At 60.0% G+C, this 3,772-nt stretch carries 4 protein-coding genes; all 4 read right to left on the bottom strand.

What is annotated here, in order from left to right; translation table 11 throughout:
- Positions 1-104, bottom strand: a 104-nt coding sequence (locus OWC48_RS45735) for a transposase (RefSeq protein ID WP_282525887.1), incomplete at its 3' end; no start/stop codon positions are given.
- A gap of 343 nt (positions 105-447) precedes the next feature.
- On the bottom strand, positions 448-852 hold the full coding sequence (locus tag OWC48_RS45730) for a tyrosine-type recombinase/integrase (RefSeq protein ID WP_282525885.1): 405 nt from the start codon (positions 850-852) through the stop codon (positions 448-450).
- Positions 853-2,170: 1,318 nt separating this feature from the next.
- Positions 2,171-2,734, bottom strand: a complete 564-nt coding sequence (locus tag OWC48_RS45725; RefSeq protein ID WP_282525884.1) for a hypothetical protein — start codon at positions 2,732-2,734, stop codon at positions 2,171-2,173.
- A 782-nt stretch (positions 2,735-3,516) separates the two neighbouring features.
- Positions 3,517-3,603: a hypothetical protein gene (locus tag OWC48_RS45720; protein ID WP_282525886.1), complete on the bottom strand. Its 87-nt coding sequence runs from the start codon at positions 3,601-3,603 to the stop codon at positions 3,517-3,519.
- Positions 3,604-3,772: the final 169 nt, after the last annotated feature.

Below are 3,772 nucleotides of genomic sequence, written 5' to 3'. Positions count from 1 at the left end.
TCGGAAACACCGTGCTTGCGAGCCAGGTCGGCTGTCTTCGCCCCAGCCTCATGCTCCTTTAATACCGCGATAATCTGCTCTTCCGTGAACCTTGCTCGCTTCATCTGTCCGTCCTTCTTCGGGCCGGCCTCTAACTCCTTCTGGAGGAAATGCGCAGTGGCAGGTCAAGGCCTCGGAAGATCGCGGCGTTATTCACCTGTGCCGGAACTGCCGGTGAGCGCCTTACGGCGGAAGCAGCGCAACTGGGATTGGTGCCCGGATTGAGGAAACTGGCTCGCCAGTTCTGTGCACCGCCGCCGCGGCAATCGGCGATTTCGTCGCAAGTGAACGCCCAGAACTTCCGCCGCGCATGGGCGCTCGTTGTGGCCGCGACGAAGATCGGCCGCGGTTCATGATGGACGCGACCGTGTTCGGTCAATAGGCCCGCCAACGACGCGCACTAGATCCTTAGGAAGGGCATGAGGCGATCTCGGGCTCCCTTGCCGTGAAGCAGAACCTGCGCACGTTTACGCCGGTCGCTTCGGACACGCGAGCGCCGGTTCTCGCCACTCGCCCGTTTCGCCGAGGCTTGCCCTTGTCAAGACCCGCGAGCTTGTGGGCCTTAGAGACGTTGCTTTGCAGGCCTGTCGCCGACAGACGGCCGCCTCGCAAACGGAGGAAGAAGGCCTCACCTTTGGGCCAGGAAACCATGGTATCGCGCTCACGGGCGTATCGAGGGCTGCCTTGGGTCGTCCGGTGAACACGAACTGAGCGGTCTTTACGGAACTTGGTTTTGCAGACGAGTACGACCCCTTTGGTCAGATCGACGTCGCCGCGATCAAGAGGGACCACTTCGCCCGATCGTAATCCCATGCTGGCCAACAATCCGATTAGCGTCGTCAGCGCGCGGCCCCCGAGAGGGTTCCCTGGCGAAATGAAGCTGTAGGCGTCAATAAGAGACGCCAGCTCCGCCTCACCGAGGATACGCGGCGGCCGAATCGCCCCTGGACGGCGGGAAAGCTTTGCACTCCAAGATCTCGGTCTGAGGCACGTAGACCGCCAGGTACTCGTAAAATCGGCGGAGCACGCCGTGACGGATGGCGCGGCTGGCGGTGGTGCCACCGAACGACAGGACGAAGTCCTGCGCGGTCGTCCGGGCGGCGGCCCACCCAGCTGAGATCGCTCGACGTAGCGAACGCCCGCGGCGTGCCGGCGTACTTGTCGAAGCGTAGCCCAGGGAACGGCGCAGCTCGATGTAGCGCCCGACCGTGTCGCCGAGGAAGAGCGGTCATGCGAGGCCTCCCGGAAGGGGGGAGCACGACCTCGGCGAGCTGCGACGCCGACCTTCACATACAGAGCCGTTTCATTGATGCTTCGGTGCCTAGAAGATCGGCAAACTTGTCGATCGGCCATCGTGGCCCCAGCTGAGTGGTTCGACTGGGGCGCAGGAGATTTGCGCTTCCGACCCGACCGAGTTCAATCCTACCCTGCTGCATCGCTCCACACGATCCTCGCAACACACGACGCGTAACTTGAATGGTCTCACGGGCGGCGTGAAGGACAGCAACAGATGCTGACTATCGGCCCCCGCTGGTGCCCCTTGATGAGCCGGGCCACTCGATCATGCTCGGCCTTGGTGCGCCGGATAAAACCCCGCCACTCGCCAGTCGACATCCCGGAGCTGAACAACGCGTAGCGCGCCGTTGCGAATGCCTGTGGTGGGAGCAACAACAGGACAGCTTGGTCGCGAAGGTCGATAGGTATCGCCTTGCCGATCGCATTGATGGCGCGGCGAACGTGATCTCGCAAAAGACCGCGGCGGTGAATGGGCTAGTCGCCATGTTGGCGTTTCTTGGAACGGCGGGAGCCAGATCCCGCTCCGTGGTGGCCACTCCAATACAGAAAGGGGAGAAACGTTCGGTTGTGAGAGATCGCCCGCAGTGCGAGTGCCGGAAGAGCCGAGCGCGACAGCCGATACTCGATAGCAGCGCCAGCTGCCTCGGTGGCCAGCGCCGGCGGTCCATTACCAAAGTCAGCGCGGCGCCCATCCACCGGCGCGGCATGCCCACCCGCTCGCATGCGTTTACCGACCTCGTTTCCTATCACCGCCGCATGTGAATGCCGCATTGGTTGAGGTTGCCAAACGAGGCTGAAAGACATGATAACTGATTGTTGACGCTGCCTACCATGGCTATTTCGGTTTCCAGAGACGTGTTTTATGGCGTCGAACGGCACTCTTCGGAACACAGTTCTCACCCCTGCCGGTGGCCAACGCCTGGAGAGAGCATTGCACGAGGTCCGTTTTTGCTGCATCCACGGCAGGCGCTGCATCCAGCCACTTCAACCCCAGCTCGACCAATTCGATTGCTTGCTTCCTCTTACCGGCCTCATAGTAATACTGTGCAATCGCTCCATAGGACAGGAACTTCGCACCCTCGCCGCCCTGCGACGGTTTCGCCACCAAGATTTGTTCGGACAGCTCCTGGCCCATCGCAAAGCGCTCAGCACGCGGGAAATCGGAGTAGTCTTTCGACGGATCGAATAGCTTGCGAATCGCTACGCTCATCCAGACCACGGATTTCTTCTCGATTGCGTCGCGAACCAATCGGCGCAAGACGGGCAAGCCGGCCGGCATGTCGTGCATCTTGTGAAGCAGCAACTCCGCTTGAAGCCCACGCAAGGTAACCTCCTCCGGCATTGTCGCAAGGACCTCCTCCACCGCCGAAAGGGCCATCGGCCAATCCATACGCTTCATGGCCGATCTAAGTCTGGCGAGGATTGGTTCAATCAGCGCTCGCTTCTGCGATACCTCGCGCATTCTGCGTCGACCCGATTTTATCCGCTCGCATCCAGAGCTTTCGCTTCTTCGCTGTTCGAGCAGCATCCGTTCAGAACCTTAGGCAGGACACCATGGAGCTGTGTCGAATGATCGATCCAACTTGGCTCTCGCTTCGTTTGCCGTTGAACGCTGTTCGTCAGCCGCGATCCCGAGGAACTCAACTCCGCTGCTATATTTGTCTTGCAAGGGCGCCAAGTTCGGCATGGGCGAGACATGGCCCACACAACGTCGACTAAAAGTGTGACAATGTACACTTGCTCGCACTCGATGTTTGTGAGGGCCTGGCCACGTACCGAGCCTTCCACTTCGATCAGCGGAGCCAATGAACCGACGCCCAGCGCGTTCTCCAAGCGAACTTCACTTGCACTCTCACTGGAACTGATCATTCCTCGACTCTATTCGCTGGCTCTGCGACGTGAATTAGCAAGTCGCATGCCAACCAGCTCGCACTGGGGATACTCAGTTTTCCTACTGGCAGCCATCGGCCTCAGCCCGCAGCCGGCCTCACGCTCGGCTTGCAGCGCCGCCAGGGCACTGACAAGATCCGACGGAAGGTCGTCCAGCTTCGATATCATGAAGCCATTGAATCAGATCATGCCGCAGATTCAAACCAAAAACGGCTATCCGACACGTGAGTTTCTTGCGGGTTGCGCCAATCGATTCCGGACAACAATAGCTCATCCGAGCCGACGAGATCGTCACAGCTCGCCCGGAACCGATGGCCAGACGAACCTCTCGAGTCTCTTAGTGAACAGGCATACCCCCTGGCCATCATGCCAGATCATCTTCACAAGATTGCTGCGCCGACCACGGAAGACGAACAGATGACCGCTGTATGGTTATGTTGCGTGCAACATAACCGTTCTTATGTGTCGGACGAGATTATGTGGCGGAGGCGCCCTAACGCCAGCCAGGGCCGGCCACGGCTGGATTCCTCCGCCACATAATAATCAG

Source organism: Bradyrhizobium sp. Arg816, from assembly GCF_029989365.1.
Classification (GTDB): domain Bacteria; phylum Pseudomonadota; class Alphaproteobacteria; order Rhizobiales; family Xanthobacteraceae; genus Bradyrhizobium.
The sequence above is the reverse complement of the archived record's forward strand: the minus strand, read 5'-3'. Positions and strand labels throughout refer to the sequence as shown.

What these genes read in the sequence shown, in the direction of transcription:
- OWC48_RS45730 (WP_282525885.1), bottom strand. Translation starts at nt 852, where the DNA reads ATGGGATTACGATCGGGCGAAGTGGTCCCTCTTGATCGCGGCGACGTC.
- OWC48_RS45720 (WP_282525886.1), bottom strand. Translation starts at nt 3,603, where the DNA reads ATGATCTGGCATGATGGCCAGGGGGTATGCCTGTTCACTAAGAGACTC.
- OWC48_RS45725 (WP_282525884.1), bottom strand. Translation starts at nt 2,734, where the DNA reads ATGAAGCGTATGGATTGGCCGATGGCCCTTTCGGCGGTGGAGGAGGTC.